General features: G+C 71.6%; 16 protein-coding genes. 4 read left to right on the top strand and 12 right to left on the bottom strand.

The genetic code is table 11. The features are described 5' to 3' along the window. The first annotated feature begins 30 nt into the window (after positions 1-30). Positions 31-648, top strand: a complete 618-nt coding sequence (locus EWH70_RS10335; protein WP_130475070.1) for a maleylpyruvate isomerase family mycothiol-dependent enzyme — start codon at positions 31-33, stop codon at positions 646-648. Here the strand turns inward: EWH70_RS10335 and EWH70_RS10330 are convergent. Both EWH70_RS10330 and EWH70_RS10325 read right to left on the bottom strand, forming a co-directional pair. Continuing rightward, positions 604-1,101, bottom strand: a complete 498-nt coding sequence (locus EWH70_RS10330; RefSeq protein ID WP_130475069.1) for a nucleoside 2-deoxyribosyltransferase domain-containing protein — start codon at positions 1,099-1,101, stop codon at positions 604-606. The two genes, EWH70_RS10335 and EWH70_RS10330, sit on opposite strands and share 45 nt — an antisense overlap. After that, positions 1,098-2,237 (bottom strand): epoxide hydrolase family protein, encoded by a 1,140-nt coding sequence (locus EWH70_RS10325; RefSeq protein WP_130475068.1) that lies wholly within the window; start codon positions 2,235-2,237, stop codon positions 1,098-1,100. The genes EWH70_RS10330 and EWH70_RS10325 overlap by 4 nt, the downstream gene beginning before the upstream one ends. A 77-nt stretch (positions 2,238-2,314) precedes the next feature. Here EWH70_RS10325 and EWH70_RS10320 point away from each other — a divergent pair, with 77 nt between their 5' ends. Then, positions 2,315-2,692, top strand: a complete 378-nt coding sequence (locus EWH70_RS10320; protein ID WP_130475067.1) for a VOC family protein — start codon at positions 2,315-2,317, stop codon at positions 2,690-2,692. On the opposite strand, the gene EWH70_RS10315 is transcribed toward EWH70_RS10320, so the two are convergent. Beyond that, positions 2,689-3,090, bottom strand: a complete 402-nt coding sequence (locus tag EWH70_RS10315; RefSeq protein WP_130475066.1) for a hypothetical protein — start codon at positions 3,088-3,090, stop codon at positions 2,689-2,691. The two genes, EWH70_RS10320 and EWH70_RS10315, sit on opposite strands and share 4 nt — an antisense overlap. 162 nt (positions 3,091-3,252) lie before the next feature. On the opposite strand from EWH70_RS10315, the gene EWH70_RS10310 reads away from it, so the two are divergent. Continuing rightward, positions 3,253-5,025, top strand: a complete 1,773-nt coding sequence (locus EWH70_RS10310; protein WP_130475065.1) for a tetratricopeptide repeat protein — start codon at positions 3,253-3,255, stop codon at positions 5,023-5,025. Here the strand turns inward: EWH70_RS10310 and EWH70_RS10305 are convergent. From EWH70_RS10305 to EWH70_RS10295, 3 genes are all read right to left on the bottom strand, one after another. After that, positions 4,990-6,558 (bottom strand): hypothetical protein, encoded by a 1,569-nt coding sequence (locus tag EWH70_RS10305; protein WP_130475064.1) that lies wholly within the window; start codon positions 6,556-6,558, stop codon positions 4,990-4,992. The genes EWH70_RS10310 and EWH70_RS10305 overlap by 36 nt on opposite strands. Before the next feature lie 231 nt (positions 6,559-6,789). Beyond that, positions 6,790-9,768, bottom strand: coding sequence for a PQQ-dependent sugar dehydrogenase (locus EWH70_RS10300; protein ID WP_130475063.1), 2,979 nt, complete (start codon positions 9,766-9,768; stop codon positions 6,790-6,792). 188 nt (positions 9,769-9,956) lie between these two features. Continuing rightward, the gene (locus EWH70_RS10295; protein ID WP_130475062.1) at positions 9,957-10,628 is read right to left on the bottom strand and encodes a TetR/AcrR family transcriptional regulator; all 672 of its coding nucleotides are present in this window, start codon (positions 10,626-10,628) and stop codon (positions 9,957-9,959) included. Positions 10,629-10,742: 114 nt separating this feature from the next. On the opposite strand from EWH70_RS10295, the gene EWH70_RS10290 reads away from it, so the two are divergent. Further along, a complete protein-coding gene (locus EWH70_RS10290) occupies positions 10,743-11,186 on the top strand; it encodes a nitroreductase family deazaflavin-dependent oxidoreductase (protein ID WP_130475061.1) in 444 nt (147 codons plus the stop codon). Positions 11,187-11,345: 159 nt separating this feature from the next. Here the strand turns inward: EWH70_RS10290 and EWH70_RS10285 are convergent, their stop codons facing one another. From EWH70_RS10285 to EWH70_RS10260, 6 genes are all read right to left on the bottom strand, one after another. After that, entirely contained in the window at positions 11,346-11,642 is a 297-nt protein-coding gene (locus EWH70_RS10285; RefSeq protein ID WP_130475060.1) for a hypothetical protein, read from the bottom strand. Between the two features lie 63 nt (positions 11,643-11,705). Then, on the bottom strand, positions 11,706-12,359 hold the full coding sequence (locus EWH70_RS10280; RefSeq protein WP_130475059.1) for a response regulator: 654 nt from the start codon (positions 12,357-12,359) through the stop codon (positions 11,706-11,708). Further along, positions 12,356-13,480 (bottom strand): sensor histidine kinase, encoded by a 1,125-nt coding sequence (locus EWH70_RS10275; RefSeq protein ID WP_130475058.1) that lies wholly within the window; start codon positions 13,478-13,480, stop codon positions 12,356-12,358. The genes EWH70_RS10280 and EWH70_RS10275 overlap by 4 nt, the downstream gene beginning before the upstream one ends. Next, positions 13,477-14,313 (bottom strand): alpha/beta fold hydrolase, encoded by an 837-nt coding sequence (locus tag EWH70_RS10270; RefSeq protein WP_130475057.1) that lies wholly within the window; start codon positions 14,311-14,313, stop codon positions 13,477-13,479. The genes EWH70_RS10275 and EWH70_RS10270 overlap by 4 nt, the downstream gene beginning before the upstream one ends. 2 nt (positions 14,314-14,315) lie before the next feature. Next, on the bottom strand, positions 14,316-14,852 hold the full coding sequence (locus EWH70_RS10265) for a TetR/AcrR family transcriptional regulator (protein ID WP_240686902.1): 537 nt from the start codon (positions 14,850-14,852) through the stop codon (positions 14,316-14,318). After that, positions 14,849-16,207, bottom strand: coding sequence for an amidase (locus EWH70_RS10260; RefSeq protein ID WP_130475056.1), 1,359 nt, complete (start codon positions 16,205-16,207; stop codon positions 14,849-14,851). Before EWH70_RS10260 ends, EWH70_RS10265 begins: the two co-directional genes overlap by 4 nt. Between the last annotated feature and the right edge of the window lie 4 nt (positions 16,208-16,211).

Here is a 16,211-nt window from a genome sequence, read left to right as displayed (position 1 = left end):
GTACGGTTCAGTTCAGTTGAGGGAGGAAGCATGAACGAACTCTGGACCGTGGTCCACGCCGAACGCGAAGCGCTGATCGCCGACCTGGAGACGGTGCCGGCCGACCGGTGGAGCACGCCGTCGCTGTGCCCCGGCTGGGACGTGCACGACCTGCTGGCGCATCTGGTCGACGACGCCAGGACCACGAAGGCGAGCTTCCTGTTGCGGTTCGCCGCCGCCCGCTTCGACTTCGACCGCTACAACAGGGCAGGCGTCGAGCGGGAACGCGCGAGCGAACCACGGCTCACGCTCGACGCGTTCCGCGCGGCCAGCCGCCGGACCACCGGCGCGCCCGCGCCGAAGGCCACCCGGCTGGTCGAGGCGTTCGTGCACGGCGAGGACATCCGGCGGCCGCTCGGTATCAGCCGCGACTACCCGGTCGAGCCGGTCGTCACCGCGCTGCGGTACCAGCTCCGCACCAGCGTGGGCGCGGGTGGCGGCAAGCAGCGGGCACAGGGCCTGCGGCTGGTGGCGACCGACTCCGAGGTCGACCACGGCGACGGACCCGAGGTCCGCGGGACCACGCTCGCGCTGCTGCTGGCGGTGTCCGGACGGCCCGTCGGCTCAGCCGAGCTGACCGGCTCCGGCGTCCCGGCCCTGACGCGCTGACAGCAACGCCAGCGCAGCCTCGACCGTGCCGGGCAGCGTCGTGGTGACCGGAACGCCGTGGCGGCCCGCCAGCCAGATCAGGTAGCGGTTGCGTTCCGGGTTCGGGCAGTCCGGTGGGCAGCCGAGCACGACCTTCCCGGACCGCACCCAGAGGCCGAACTCGACGTTGGTCGTGAAGCCGGGCATCGTGGCCAGGTCGCGGGGAATCCAGAACAGGATCACGTCGGCGGCCTCGAGCGCGGCCGCCTCCCAGTCGACCTGGTGGTGGTACTCCCGCGGACGCTCGTCGTGCCGCGACTCCGGGCTGAACACGGTCAGCCCGCGACCGGCCAGCTCGGCCAGCGCCGCCGGACGCCACGACGGCACGGTGCTGCTGCGGGGCGTCGGCCCGGCGAGGAAGACGCTCGGGCCCGGCTGGGCGGGCAGCGGCTCCCGCGCGTACACCACGTTCATGGCCGCACTGTACGGAAGAACTGCCTGACCTCGCCGACGAACAGCTCCGGCTGCTCGAACGCGCCGAAGTGGCCACCGCGGTCCAGCTCGTTCCAGTGGCGGATGTCCGGGTACCGCCGTTGGGCCCAGCGGCGGGACGGTCTCGGCAGCTCCTTCGGGAAGATCGAGCAGCCCGTCGGTACCTCGACCGTGTCCACTGTGGACTCGGTGAACAGCCGTTGCACGTCACGGATGCTTTCCCAGTACAGCCGCGCGGCCGACGCCGCGGTGCCGGGCAGCCAGTAGAACATCAGGTTGTCCAGCAGGTCGTCCCGGGCGAGCACGGCCTCGAGGTCGCCGTCGTGGTCGCTCCAGGTCCAGAACTTCTCCAGCAGCCACGCGCACAGTCCCGCCGGCGAGTCGACGAGGCCGTAGCCGAGGGTCTGCGGCCGGGTGGACTGCTGCACGCTGTAACCGTCCTCCCACTCCTGCCTGCGCCGCAACGCTTCCAGGGACGCGTGCTCGTCGGCGGTCAGCTCCTCGCCAGGCAGCGGCGCCGCCAGTGGTGGTGTCAGGTGGATCCCGGCGACGTGCTCGGGATCCTGCTGGGCGAGGCTCGTCGTGATGGTCGTGCCCCAGTCGCCGCCCTGCGCGCCGTAACGCTGGTAACCCAGCCGCGCCATCAGGGTCTTCCACGCGCCGGCGATCCGCTCGACGTTCCAGCCGGTCGTCGCGGGCTTGTCGCTGAAGCCGTACCCGGGTAGCGAGGGGCACACGACGTGGAAGGCGTCGGGGCCCTCGGTGAGCGGGCCGATCACCTTCAGGAACTCGACCACCGAGCCCGGCCAGCCGTGCGTGAGCACCAGCGGCAGTGCGTCCGGCCGCGACGAGCGGACGTGCAGGAAATGAATTCCGAGTCCGTCGATCGTGGTACGGAATTGCGGCAGTGCGTTCAACCGTGCTTCGGTCGCCCGCCAGTCGTATTCCTCCGCCCAGTACCGGCACAGTTCCCGCACGTAGTCCAGCGGCACGCCCTGCGACCAGTCCGGCACCGTCGCCGCCTCGGGCCATCGCGTCCGGCGTAGTCGTTCGCGCAGGTCAGCGAGTTGTTCTTCGGGGATGGCGAGCTGGAACCTTGTCACGGCGGCGTCGTCCATGGTCAGATAGTGCCAGCGTCGCGTGTCGGTGGCGGGCAGCGTCAGGCATGGAGGCGTGGGATTTCGAAAGGTCATTTGTGACCACTCTGTTCAATCACACCATTGTCGCCGCGCGCGACAAGAAAGAATCATCAACCTTTTTCACCGAGATGTTCGGGCTGGCTCCTGCCGAGGACAGCCCCATCTTCAGCACCGTCCGTCTCGACGGTGGGGTCATGCTCCAGTTCGCCGAGCCGGGGATCGAGTTTCCCCCGCAGCACTATGCCTTCCTGGTGACCGAAGAGGACTTCGACGCCATCTACGGGCGGATCACCGAACGCGGGCTCGAGCACTGGGCCGACCCGAGGGGCGAGGTCAGCGGCCGGTACAACACCAACCACGGCGGGCGCGGGGTGTACTTCTGTGACCCGTCGGGTCATTACCTGGAAGCGATCACCCAGCCCTACCGCGACTAATGGTGCCGGGCCGCGTCCAGCTGACTCCACCCGCCGCCACGCGCCAGCGCGTCGAGTACCTGCTCGACCAGTTCGGCGACACCGGCGAGGTCGGCGTGCAGCAGCGCGGCCCGGTCCGCGTCCAGCGGTAGCTCGTCGTCGGCCCACAGCTCGATCGCGGCGCCGGTCGACATGAACAGCGACTGGATCAGCGGCGTCAGCGTCGACCGGCGTTCCGGCTGGGTGGCCAGCAGCCCACGCTCCACCTCGTCACACCGGGCGAGCTGGGCACGCACCCGCTGGATGATCTCGGCAGGCGTTCCGGTCCAGTCAGCGGTCGGCCAGACCTGGTCGCTCAGCGCCAGCCAGAGCTGCCAGCCGGCGACCAGCTCGGCTTCGTCGCGCGGCGTCCAGTCCATGTCCCAACGGTGAGCCCACCCGGCCGGTGCGGCCAGTCGGCCGTGCGGTTTCTCACAGCGACACCACTAGAGTGGTCGCGCGACGCCGGACGGTGAGGGAGGCGCGATGGCTGACTGGGTGGCCCGACACCGCGGCAGGTGCCGCCGGGCACGGCACAGTACGTGAACAACGAACCTCAGCTCCGGCGGATCGACGAGGCGCTGCGGCGGGGCGATCAGGTCGTGTTGCTGCGCGGCGAGCCCGGGGTCGGGGCCACCGAACTGGCCTTCCAGGCGGTCCGTCGCTTCGGCGACAGGTTCGGCGACGGCCAGTTCTACGTGCCGCTGGCCGGCGCCACCGGCGACGCGGTGTTCGCCTGCCTGCGTGAGCTGCTGCGCTCGGTCGGCTGCCCGCGGGAGGACATCCCGCACAGCGCCGACGCCTGCGCCAGCCTGTTCCGGTCGTGGAGCACGGGCAAGGACGTCGTCGTGGTCATCGACGGCGCCACCAGCCTCGCGCAGGTCCGGGCGTTCCTGCCGGGCGCGGGCCGGTCCGCGGTGCTGGTGACCGAGGCGGCCCGCCTGTCCGGGGCCGCCCTCGGCGCGACCGTGGTCGAGCTGGATCCGCTGTCGGACGAGGCGGCACGCGAGCTGCTGACCCGGCTCAGCGGCCGGACCGAGGGCCTGGACGACCTGGTCCGCCTGTGCGGCGGATCGACGGTCGCGCTGTGTGCGGCGGCCGCGGTACTGGAGGACTGGCTGGTCGACCGGATCACCCGGATCGGTGCGTTGCGCGGACTCGCCAACGACGACGTGGACCCGAAGGCCGTGCTCACGGCCGCCTACGAGCAGCTCCCGCCCGAGGCGCGGCCGTGTTACGCCGCGCTGGGACGGCACCCGGGACCGCACGCGGTGCCGGTGCGGGCGCTCGCCGCCGCGCTCGAGGTCGGCGAGGACGAGGCCGAGGAACTCGCCGACGCCCTCGTGAAGCGACGGCTGGCTCGCCGCGACGACGGCCGCTACGTGATCGGCCCGCTGGCCCGCGAGCACGCGGCCGAGCAGGACGGCGACGACTACCGCGCCCGCTTCTCGGCCTTCTACCTCAGCCACGCCACCAGGGCAGCACAGGCGTGGCAGCCGCGGCCGTGGTTCAGGCACCTGTGGAACCTGACGGTGCGGCCCGACCTGACGGCCGAGCAGGCCAGGCAGTGGCTGACCACCGAGCGCGCCAACCTCATGGCGCTGGCCGGGCTGCTCCACGACCAGGGTGACCCCGAGCTGTGCAGGCTGGCCGTCGCGTTGTTCCCGCTGCACGACAAGGACCAGCTGCTCGACGACATGGACCTGATCAACGATCACGCCGAACAGGTCGCCGAGGCCAACGACCTGCCCGCCATCCGCAGCCTGCTGCTCACCCAGCGCGGGTTCGGCTGCCGGCACCGGGGCGAGTTCGACAAGGCTGTCGAGTTGTTCGAGCGGGCCCGCGCGGTGGCCGGTGACGACCGCGAGCTGCTGGGCAGCGCTGTCGAGGGACTGGGGCTGAGCCGCCGGGAGCAGGGCCGGATCGACGAGGCCAGGGCGGCACTGCGGCACAACCTGGAGCTGGCGGACGAGATCGGCGATCCCCGGCGGTCGGCGATGGCCCGGCTGCACCTCGGTTCGGTGGCCGAACCCGAGCTGCTGGCCGACGCCCGGCGGTACTTCGAGGACAACGGTGACGCCCACAACGCCACCAAGGCCCGGATGTGGCAGGCGATCCGGGCGGAGTCGGTGGCGGATCTGCTCGCGGCCCGTGACGAGTTCGAGCGTCTCGGTTACCCGGCCGACGCCGTGCGGTGCCTGCTCGCGCTGGCCCGGTTGACCGGCGACCGCGAGTACGCGCGGGCGGCGCTGGACGTGGCGGTCAAGCGCGGCTACCAGCTACTCGCCGAGCAGGCCAGGAGTCTCCTCGACTGAGCAGGTCACGGTCCGCCCGCCGAGCGTGAACCGCGTCGTGGGCCCGAAGTGCTGGAACGCCGCGTAGACGTGCCCGAGGTCGTCCGGGCCGTGCACCCGGACGATCCGGCCCGCGCGGTCGCCGACCAGCCAGCGGCCCGGCTCTTGCTTCGCGGCGGCGTACCGGCAGCCGGGCAGGGAGCGCAGCGTCGCACCCATCCAGGCACCCGGGTCGGCCAGCGGTCCACTGTGGACAACCGAGTCGGCGGCCTGCAGCCACTCGCGGGACGGCTCGTCGGTCGACACCACCAGCACGGTCTCCGGGACGCCACCACTGCGCAGCGCCTCCGCGGGGAAGCGCCGGACCGTGCCGTCGGCACCGACGCCGACGAGCTGGTGGGCAGGCAGCGCCGAGTCGACGACCGGTGGTGCGGCGGCGAGGGTGACGGCGGGTGTCTCGGGTTCGGTGAGGCCGATTTCCTTGTACACCAACGTTCTGATCAGAGCCGCCGCCTCACCGGGGACCGACGTGGCCAGGTCGGTGTCGTGCCGGTAGGCGGCGGCGTCGAGCTGCGGCCGAAGCGGCGCGGCAGGGTCGAGCAGGGGAGCGGCACGTAGCAGCGCCGCGATGGGTGAGGCTGGGTCGAGCGTGTCGTGTGGCGCGCTGGCCAGCAGGACCGGGGTTCCGGTCGCCGCGGAGTAGAAGCTGACCGAGCTGTGGTCGCCGATGGTCAGGTCGGCGGCGGCCACGGCGGCCTGCCAGCCCCGTACCGGCGGCAGCACGGTGACGCCGGCCGCCGAGCACGCCGCCAGCCAGCGGCGGAGCTGCCATGGCGAGTGGCCGAACCAGATGTTCGGATGCAGCGCGACCACGATGCGGTACTCGTCCAGTGGCAGCTCGGTGGCCAGCCGGAGGACCAGCCCGGGGTCGCGGCCGAACAGCGACCGCTCGCCCCAGGTCGACGACACCAGCACCAGCCGCTGGTCGTGGGCGGCGCCGAGGGCTTCCCGGTAGGTCGCCCGCAGCGGGGCACCGGCGAGGATGCGGTCGTAGGTGGGATCGCCCGCGACCACCGCGATCCCGGTCGCTTCCGGGCACGCCGCCCGCAGGCGGTCCAGCTGCTCGGAATGGGACAGCACCAGTACCGACGGAATCAGCTCACCCTCGTGCAGCAGCCACGGCGGCGAGAGCCCGAAAACGTGGTCGGCCAGCAGCTTGTTGTAACCCATTCCGTGCGGGAGGACGATCAACGGCGCACGCAGTTCGTGCAGGGGACCGCCGTGGCTGGCCGCGATGGCCAGGTCGAACTCGGCGCCGACGGCGTCGGCCCAGTCGAGCACGGTCATGCCCTGCCCGGTCAGCCACTCCACGGTGCCGCTGGTGAACGCGCTGGAGCCGACGCAGGTGAACACGGTCTGCACCCGGGTGTCGTCGGTCCACAGCGGCAGTACGTCGAGCAGCCGGGTCGCCGCGGTGACGTTGTGCACCACGGCCAGCACCAGGCGTTCGACCGGAACGGTTCGCCACGCCGGCGCCAGGGACTCGATGGGCACGACCGGCGATCCTAACAACGAGCGGGACCCGCCCTTCCGACGTGGAAGAGCGGGCCCCGCTCGTGTCCTGCGCCGGAAGTCCGGCGCGTAAGTCGGCGAGTCCAGGTTTTCGCTGGCAAGGCGCCGGTTCGCCCTCGTACTGGACCGTACTCGGGCGGACCGGCAACGCCGTCAGCGGGAAGCTGGGCCCGGCGAATTGCACGGCGGATTTCCGGCGCAGGACACTAAGGCTCAGTAGCGGCGGTCGGTCACCGCGCCGTTGCTGGCCATCCAGGTGATGTAGCCGTTCTGGAAGTTGCTGCGCCGTCCGCCGGGGATGCTGAACTCGTCACTGGTCGGGTAACCCAGGTACGAGCGCTCCCAGCCCAGCGCCGCCCAGCGCCTGCGGATCTCGCCGTACACCTCGTGTGACCCGGTGGTGGTGAACCAGTAGACCGAGCCGCCCTTGGTGAAGTGGCTGTACCGCCCGATGCCGTCCGGTGTCGGTGCCTCGTTCGTGGTCGGGTAGCCGAGCCGCCCGGTCGCCCCGCCGAGCTGGAACCACTTCTCCCGGTTCTGGCAGCAGAGCCAGCGGGCACCGGTCGACGGCGTCCAGTAGATCGAGCCGTTGTTCTCGAAGTTGAAGTACTTGCCCCAATTGTCCGAGACCGACAGCTCACTGGTGACCGGGTAACCCAGCACCGACCGCTCCGAGCCCAGCGACGACCACAGCGCCCGGACCTCACCGTTGATGCTCTGCGCACCGGTCGTCTCGGTCCAGTAGATCGCGCCGTTGGCGCCGGAGAAGTTGTTGTACTTCCCCCGGCCGTCCGGCGTCGACAGCTCGCTGGTGCTGGGGTAGGCGAGGTACGAGCGTTCCCAGCCCATCGACGCCCACTTCGCCCTGATTGGGCCGGCGATCGCGTTCGCCCCGGTGGACGGCGACCAGTAGACCGACGCGCCCATGGCGAAGTGGTTGTACCGGCCGACGCCGTCCGGCGTGGCCAGCTGGTCGGTGACCGGCGGGCCGAAGCGGGCGGCGCCGCCCTGTTCGAGGTACCTCGCCAGGATCTCGCCGTGCACCACACGCACGCCGCCGTTGGGCGACCAGTACAACCTGCCGTTCTGGTACGGCTTGTGCCTGCCGCCGCCGTCGACGACCTCCGGCCCGGTCGCGGTGCCGAGCAGCTGGCGCAGCGCCGGTTCGGCGTTGTACCGCTTGTCGATGGCCGTGACGTAGGTCGCGGTCAGCGTGGTGTCCGCCGCGGGCATGGTGATCCTGCGGGTGGCCTCCCTGCTGCCGTCGGACCACGAGTCGAACGTCGACACGCCGTCGGACGCGGTCGGCGGCGCCGAGATGTCGACGGGTGCCTTCTCCGCGACCATCGCCGAGCTGACGCCGCCCTCACCGGCGATCTGCAGCGCGGCAGGCACGTTGCTCTTCAGCGTGAGCCGGTGTTCCCTCGGCTTGGCGACGTAGGTCGCGCTCGCCGTGACGCCCATGCTGTCGGTCACCTTGGCGATGAACTCCATGCTGGAGTCCTGGTGGTCGGTGAACGTCGTGTGGTAGGTCGGTCCGCTGCCCGGGGAGCCCTTGTGGGTGTGGCAGGCCGCGGCACGCTGGCAGTGCACGACGCCCATCTCCCAGCTGATCGGCAGGGCGCCGTCCTCGGTGTCGGTCGCCGTCGCGCTGACCGATACCGGGTCTCCGACGGCGTAGTCGGCCTGGCCCGCCGCGGCCAGCGTGACCTTCGGCGTGTGGTTGGACGGAGCCACCGTCAGCTCGGTGGTGGCACTGGCGTTCTCCCGGTCGGTGACGGTGAGTTTCGCGGTGAACGTCGGCGTGCTGCCCGCGTAGCGGTGCGACGCCGTGACACCGGTGCCGGTGGTGCCGTCACCGAAGTCCCAGCGGTAGGTCAGGTCCTCCCGCTCGGGGTCGTAGGACTCGCTCGCGTCGAACGTCACGGTGCGGGTGGCCGGGTCGGTCGTGCTGGTGGCGATTGCGACCGGCGCGGCGTTGCCCGGGGCGTAGACGATGCGCCGCAGCGCGGAGCCGACGTTGTCCGCGTACACGACGTCACCGTTGGGTGCGGCGGCGAACTTGACCGGGCCGCCGATGTCGGTGCCGAACGGACTCTGCGGCGCCTGCAGCAGCGTCCCCTGCGGACTGTAGGTCAGCGTCCAGATCTTGCGGGCTTCCCAGTCGCCGAAGAAGTACGCGCCGCGGTACTCGGCCGGGTAGTTCGTGCCGTTGTAGATGATGCCGCCGGTGACGCTGGTGCCGTCGATCGGGCCGTCGGCGTGCCGGTAGGTCCATAGTGGACGGTTGTTGACCACGCCGTTGCACTGACCCCAGGTCGAGTACCCCGGCGTCGGGTTGTTGCCCTCGAAGCAGGGCCAGGAGTAGTGCTGGCCGGGCTGGACGAGATTGATCTCCTCCCAGTCGTTCCAGCCGACGTCGCCGACGACCGGCAGGCCGCTGCGCTCGTCGATGGTCAGCCGGAACGGGCTGCGGAAGCCGCCCGCGTAGGTGCGGCTGCGGACCGAGTTCGGGTTGGCGGCGTCGTAGAACGGGTTGCTCGGCACCCCGGCACCGGTGTTGGTGACGTGGAACAGCTTGCCCTCGGGCTTGTTCGGGTCGAGCACGTCGAGCGCGCGCGGGTCGGCGTAGCCGGGCGTCGCCCAGTCGCCGTTGGTGATCCACAGCGTGCCGTCCTTGGCCGCGACGACGCCGGTCAGCGCGTGCGTGGGGTACTCGCCGGGGATCTCGAAGATCGTGCGCGGGTCGGTGATGCCGGTGGGCTCGCTGCCGCCGGTGACCGTCCACCGCTCCACCCGCGCCACGAACGCGCCGTTCACCGGCGGGGTCGAGCGGACCAGGTAGATGTGCTTGGAGGTGGCGTAGTCGGGTGCCACCTCGACGCTGACGAGACCGAGGTCGCCGTCGGAGTTGACCGGGATGTTGGCGATCGTCTTCGGCTGCCCGGTCTTCGACACCCACGCCAGCCGGCCGTTCTTGCCGGTGGTGAGCACGGAGTCGTCGGGCAGGTACACGAAGTCGGTCATCTCCCACGGGCCCTGACCGGAGGGCGTGTCCTTGAGGACGAAGTTCGGCCGCAGTGCGGGGGCCGCGGCGGCCTCGGGTGCCGGCAGTGCCACGAACAGCCCCGCGGCTGCCAGGGTGGCGCAGGCAGCCCCCAGCACTGCCCTGCCGAACGATCTGATGGACATGTCGGCCCTTTCTCGCAAGCGTCATGCGCTCTTCGGCCGTACACGCCCTTTCGTTGCCGGACAGGGGATCCGGTTATCCAACCGTGTCCACAGTGTGCGGGAACCTAGATCGTTCCGAAGTGGTTGCCCGTTCACCGAACCACCGGTGAAGTGCCGTTTTCCGCTCAACCACACCGACCGTGACGGGTTCAGCGCAGACCGACGAAGTCGGCCAGCTGCAGTGTCGTGTACTCGAAGAAGTCGTCGGCCGGGTCGACGCTGTTCACGTACTGCCCGTAGAGCTCGAAGCTGATCATCCCGAACAGCTGCGTCCAGGAGATGAGCAGCCGGGTCACGGTCGCGGGCTCCGCGTCGAAGCCGACGCCCGCGAGTACCCGCTCCGCCTGCTCGCGCAGGGCAGGCGACAGGGGCGGTCCGTCGAACGCGGGCCGGAGTGGCTCCTGCGCGACCACCCGCGCCAGCGCCATCGCCACCCGCGCTGCCGGGGCGACGGTGTCCTGCGGGGCCTGGTAGCCGGGAATCGGCGAGCCGTAGATCAACGCGTACTCGTGCGGGTGCTCCAGTGCCCAGGCTCGGGTCGCCGCCCAGATCAGCTGCCACCGCCACCGCGGTGACGCGCCGGGGTCGTCGGCCCGCTCCGCTGCCGCCCCGATGGCATCGTAGGCGTCGATGATCAGCGCGGTGAGCAAATGGTCACGGCTGGGGAAGTAGCGGTAGAGCGCTGAGGACACCATGCCGAGTTCGCGGGCCACCGCGCGCAGCGACAGCCCGGTGCCGCCGGACTCGGCGAGCTGGCGCCGGGCCTCCTCCTTGATGTCCCTGGTCAGCTCGGCGCGGGCACGTTCCCTGGCGGTCGGCATGACGGCAGTGTAGAGCACCGCTCTTTTTCGAGAGCAGCGCTCTTGACTTCGCGGAGCGCCGCGTGTTCACTGATCTCTAACGAGAGCAGTGCTCTCTCAAATCGAGGAGGCCCCATGGACACCAGCACCCGCTACCTGCGTCCCGGCAAGGGCGACCTGCTGCTCGCCCGGGTCGTCGCCGCGCTGACCCGCCGGGGTATGAGCCTGTGGGGCAGCCGCATCCTGTCGGTCCGCGGCCGCAACACGGGGGAGTGGCGCAGCACGCCGGTGAACCTGCTCGACTTCGACGGCGAGCAGTATCTGGTGTCGGCGAGGGGGCACACCCAGTGGGTACGCAACCTGCGCGTGGCCGGCACCGGACGGCTCCAGGTCGGCAGGCGGATCGAGGCGTTCGGCGCCACCGAGGTCGCCGACGACGAGAAGGTGGCCATCCTGCGCGCGTACCTGAAGCGCTGGCAGTTCGAGGTCGGCCGGTTCTTCGACGGGGTGGGCCCGAAGTCCGGTGACGACGAGCTGCGCCGCATCGCTCCGGGCCACCCCGTGTTCCGGGTGTCCTAGTGCCGTGAGTCAGGAGTTGCTGCGCGGATCGGCGGATCCAGGTTTTCGCCGGCAAGGCGCCGGATCGCCCTCGTACTGGACCGTACTCGGGCGGTCCGGCAACGCCGCCGGCGGGAAGCTGGGCCGGCGAGGCGCACAGCGCATTTCTGACTCAGGGCACTAGCAAAGTTTTTTGACCTCGGCGGCGGCTTTGGCGAACTTGGTCTCGTCCGGCGACAGCAGCGCCTTGGCCGTCTTGACCAGCTCGCCGAGGTTCGCCTCGGTCGACTTCGCGGCCTCGTCGATCGCCGCGTTGAGCGTGCCGCTCAGGCTCTGCCGCACGCTCTTGTCGGCCTCGATGACCGTCTGCGCGGCACCGCAGATCATGTCCTTCTTGTCGGTGAGCGCACTGCAGCCCGCCGTGAGCAGGACGACGCCTGCGACGGCCGCGGTGACCGGGAGAAGTCTCTTTCGCATGGCGAACAGCCTGGCGTCACCCGGGTCCGGCACACGTCATCGCACGGACTGACACCGCCGTCATCACTTCGGATGAGTGGCAGGCAGCCCGGCCGCCCAGGCCCACGCCGCGATCTCCACCCGGTTGCGGGCACCCAGCTTGCCGCTGACGTTCGCGAGGTGCGTCTTCACCGTGCCGGGCGAGATGAACAGGTCCGCGGCGATCTCCGCGTTGGTGCGTCCGGCGGCGACCAGCGCGGCGATTTCCCGTTCCCGCTCGGTCAGCGGCTCGCGGGGTTCCGCGGGTGGCTCCCGGTCGGCCAGGCCGCGCAGCAGCCGGACGGTGACCTGCGGGCTGATCAGCGTGTCCCCGGCCATCGCGGCGCGAATGGCCTCGATCAGCAACGTCGGCCCGGACCGCTTCAGCAGGAATCCGCACGCCCCGTTCCGCAGGGCGGTGTGCACGTACTCGTCGTGGTCGAACGTCGTCACCACGATCACCCTGGTGGTCCCGGACAGCCTGCGGGTCAGCTCCAGACCGTCCACTTTGGGCATCCGGATGTCGGCCAGCACGACGTCCGGTCGCAGCAGCGCGGCCTGCTCCAGCGCGGCCGCGCCGTCGGCGGCCTCCCCGACGACGCTCATGTCCGGCTGGGCGTCGAGCACCAGCCGGAAGCCGTTGCGCACCATGGCGTGGTCGTCGGCGATCAGAACGCGGGTCGGGGCCACGCCGGTCATCGTGCCACCGGAAGCCGGGCCGCCAGCCGCCAGCCCGTGTCCGCAGGCCCGGCGGTGAGCGTCCCGCCGAGTGCCTCCGCCCGCTCGGTCAGGCCGACGATCCCCAGCCCGCTACTGCGCTCACCCACCGGCCCGCGCGTGTTGTTCCACACCGTCACCGCCAGGTCGTCGTCCTCGCGGCAGACCCGCACGCGGACCTCGGTGGAGTTCGGCGCGTGCCGCCGGACGTTGGTCAGCGCTTCCACGACGATCCGGTACGCCGTCGTGCCGACCTCCCTCGGCACGTCCACGGCGTCGAGGTCCAGCGTCGCGGGCGGCCCGAAGCCGGCGACCAGGTCGGCCAGCTCGTCCAGCCCGGGCAGCCGGTGCCGGGACGCGCCGGCGTCGTCGGTGAGCATGTGCACGGTCCGGTCCATCGCCGCGAGCGCCTGGAGTCCGGCCTGCTCGATGCGGTGGAACACATCGCGCGCCTCGTCCGGGTCGGTCCCGGCCACCACCTGCCCGGCCTGCGCCTGCACGACCATCCCGCTGACGTCGTGGGCCACGAAGTCGTGCAGGTCGCGTGCCAGGTCCAGACGCTGGGTGCGGCGGGCGTCGGCGATCATCCTGGTCCGCCGGGCGTCCAGCGACCGCAGGTAGGCGCCGAGCGCGGCACCGCCGATCGCGGGCAGCGACCACACGCCGACGGTGAAGGCGACGACCCCGATGCCCAGCGGCGACACCAGCCGCATCCCGATCAGTGCCTCGGTCATGCCCAGAACGACCGCGACGGCGACCGCCGCGCGTGCCGGCGCCAGCCGGCAGGCCAGGACGATCAGTACCACCAGCGCCGCCGACTCCAGCGGTGCCCACAGCACGATGCGCGAGCCGGTGTCGGTGTCCAGCGAGCGTCCGAACGCCAGCCACGTCCACGCCGAGGTGGCCAGTGAGACGGCCGCCGTCGCGGCGCAGACGGCGAGCAGCCCGCGCACCCCCAGCCGTGGCCACCACGCGAGCAGGCCGAGCACCAGCAGCAGGCACCCGGCCGAGCCCAGCCGCAGCACCGGCGTGTCGCCGTAGAACAGCCCGCCTGCCGCGACCGCGACGGCCGCGACCAGAACGGCGGGCCATCCCCGCGTCACGACAGGAAGGCGAGCAACTGCTCGGTCACCGCGTCCGGCTGTTCCTCGGCGAGGAAGTGCCCGCAGTCGGGGATGCCGAGCGCGGTGACGTCCTCGGCGTAGGACCGCCAGATGTCGGCCGTCGGCAGCGACCCGAGCAGGCCGTGGCTGCCCCACAGCGCCAGCACGGGCATCGGCAGCAGCCTGCCCGCGTCGGCCTCGTCGTGCTCGGCGTCGTCGGGGAAGGAGGCGCGGTAGTCGTCGAACCCGGCCCGCAACGCGCCGGGCGCGGAGAACGCCCGGACGTACTCGGCGATCGCCTCCGGTTCGAGGCCGTCACGGCGGTGGGTCCAGCGCTCGAAGAAGTAACCGAGGTAGGCGCCGACGTCTTTGCCCGCCAGCAGTTCCGGCAGATCCGGCTGCAGGTGGAACAGCCAGTGCCAGTACCCCCGGCCGATCCCGGCGTCCAGCCGCCGCCACATCTCCCTGGTCGGGATGATGTCCAGTACCGCCAGCCGCCGTACCTGCTCCGGCCGGTCCAGCGCCCACCGGTGGGCGACCCGGCCGCCGCGGTCGTGGCCGACCACGTCGACGGTGTCGAAGCCCAGCGAGGTCACCAGCTCGGCGACGTCGGTGGCCATGGTGCGCTTGTCGTAGCCGCCCCGCGGTTTGTCGCTGCGGCCGTAGCCACGCAGGTCCGGCGCCAGCACGGTGTGCTGCTCGGCCAGTGGCGGGATGATCTTGCGCCAGCAGTACGACGTCTGCGGCCAGCCGTGCAGCAGCACCACCGGCGGCCCGTCGCCCGCCCGCTCGTAGTACATCCGGATTCCGTTCACCACCGCGACATCGGCCATGCTCACGACACTAGCCGCGTCAGCGCCTCCGCGGCCGGTTGCGGCTCGCCGGTGGCCAGGCGGCGCAGCTGCATGCCGACGATGAGCGCCACCACCTGCGTGGCCGTCCGCTCCGGCTCGGGGACGCCGAGCGCGGTCAGCACCGTCGTGGCCAGCTCGTCGTACCCGGCGAAGCAGCGCCGCGCGGACTCCCGCAGCCCACCGTCCCGGCCCGCGTGCAGGTACAGCTCCAGCGCGGCGATCTCGTTGGTACCGAACGGAAGCTGCTCGATCACCCGCTCCACCAGCCGCGCCACCTCCTCCAGGCCGAGGCCTTCGGCGCGGTGTGCCTCCGCCAGGGCGGTCAGCTGGGCGGCCTCCTGCTCGGCGAACCGCAGCATCGCCTCCCGCAGCAGCTCGGTCTGGCTGGCGAAGTGGTAGGTCAGCGACCCCAGCGACACACCGGCCGCGGCGGCGATCCGCCGGTTGGTGAGCCCCGCGACGCCCTGTTCGCCGACCACGGTCAGCGCCGCTCGGAGTATGTCGTCCCGCGTGCTCACCGCGGCGGCCGCCGGTCCTGCCAGCGCTCGGCCGACTCCAGGTGCGCGGCCAGCGAGATCAGCCGGGCTTCGGACTCGGCGGGACCGAGCAGCTGGGCGCCCAGCGGCAGGCCGTCCTCGGTGAGCCCGGCCGGGACGTTGACGCCCGGCCAGCCCAGCACGTTCCACGGCCAGGCGTACGGGCAGGCCGCGGTGATCGCCTGGTCGGTCTCCCAGTTGGTCAGCCCGTCGAAGTGGCCGATCCGCGGCGGCGGGGTCGCGGTCGTCGGCGCCAGCACGACGTCCACCTTGCGGAAGATCGACCGGAACTGCCGGTGCAGCAACGGTTCCGCGGCCCGGACGAGCCGCAGCGCCGGGGCGAGGTGCTTGCCGTGGCGCATGTTGGCCAGCGTGCGCGGGTCCAGCAGCGAACGGTCCGGCACGCGCAGGCACCAGTCCCGGACGCCGGCCAGCGACCGTGGCAGGAAGTTCACGCCCACCAGTGAGAAGTTCGGCCGGATGTCGACGACCTCGTGCCCGAGCCCGGCGAGTACGTCGGCGATGCGGCGGGTCGCCTTCTCGACGACCGGGTCGAGGCTGGTCCGGGTGGCCGTGAACGGCAACACCGTGGACAGGCCGATCCGGAGCCTGCCCGGGTCCCGCCCGGCCGCCGCGGTGAACACGCCGTCGGTACCGGACGCCACGTCCAGCAGCAGCGCGGCGTCGCCGACCGTGCGGGCGAGTGGGCCGATCACCGTCAGGCCGTGGAACAGCTCCCTGGCCGGGGCGACCGGGACCCGGCCGGTCTGCGGTTTGATGCCGACCAGGTTCGTCCACGCCGACGGGATCCGGATCGAGCCCGCGCCGTCGGAGCCGAGTGCGGCTGGCACCACCCCGGCGGCGACGGCGGCGGCCGACCCGCCCGACGACCCGCCCGGCGTGTGATCGAGCTGCCACGGGTTGCGGGTCGCGCCGAACGCCGGGCCCTCGGTGAACGGCCACTGCCCCAGCTCGGGGGTGTTGGTCTTGCCGATGATCACCGCGCCCGCGGACCGCAGGTTGTGCACGACCGCGGAATCGCTTGTGGCGACGGGAAAGTCGCCGGGACAGCCGAACGCCGTCGGCAGGCCGGTGATGTCGACGTCGTCCTTGATCGCCACCGGCACGCCGAGCAGGGGCGCCCGCTCACCGCGAGCGAGGCGACGGTCGGCCTCGGCTGCCTCGGCCAGTGCGTCCTCCCGGCGCAGCCGGCGGAAGGCGTTGAGCTTCGGCTCGGTGGCGTCGAGGTCGGCGAACGTCCCGGCGGTCAGCTCGGCGGACGTGACCGTGCCGTCGGCCAGCCGTGCGGCCAGGTCGGCGAGTCCGGCTTCGGGCATCGGC

Source organism: Amycolatopsis suaedae, from assembly GCF_004214935.1.
GTDB classification, from domain to species: Bacteria; Actinomycetota; Actinomycetes; order Mycobacteriales; family Pseudonocardiaceae; genus Amycolatopsis; species Amycolatopsis suaedae.
The sequence above is the reverse complement of the archived record's forward strand: the minus strand, read 5'-3'. Positions and strand labels throughout refer to the sequence as shown.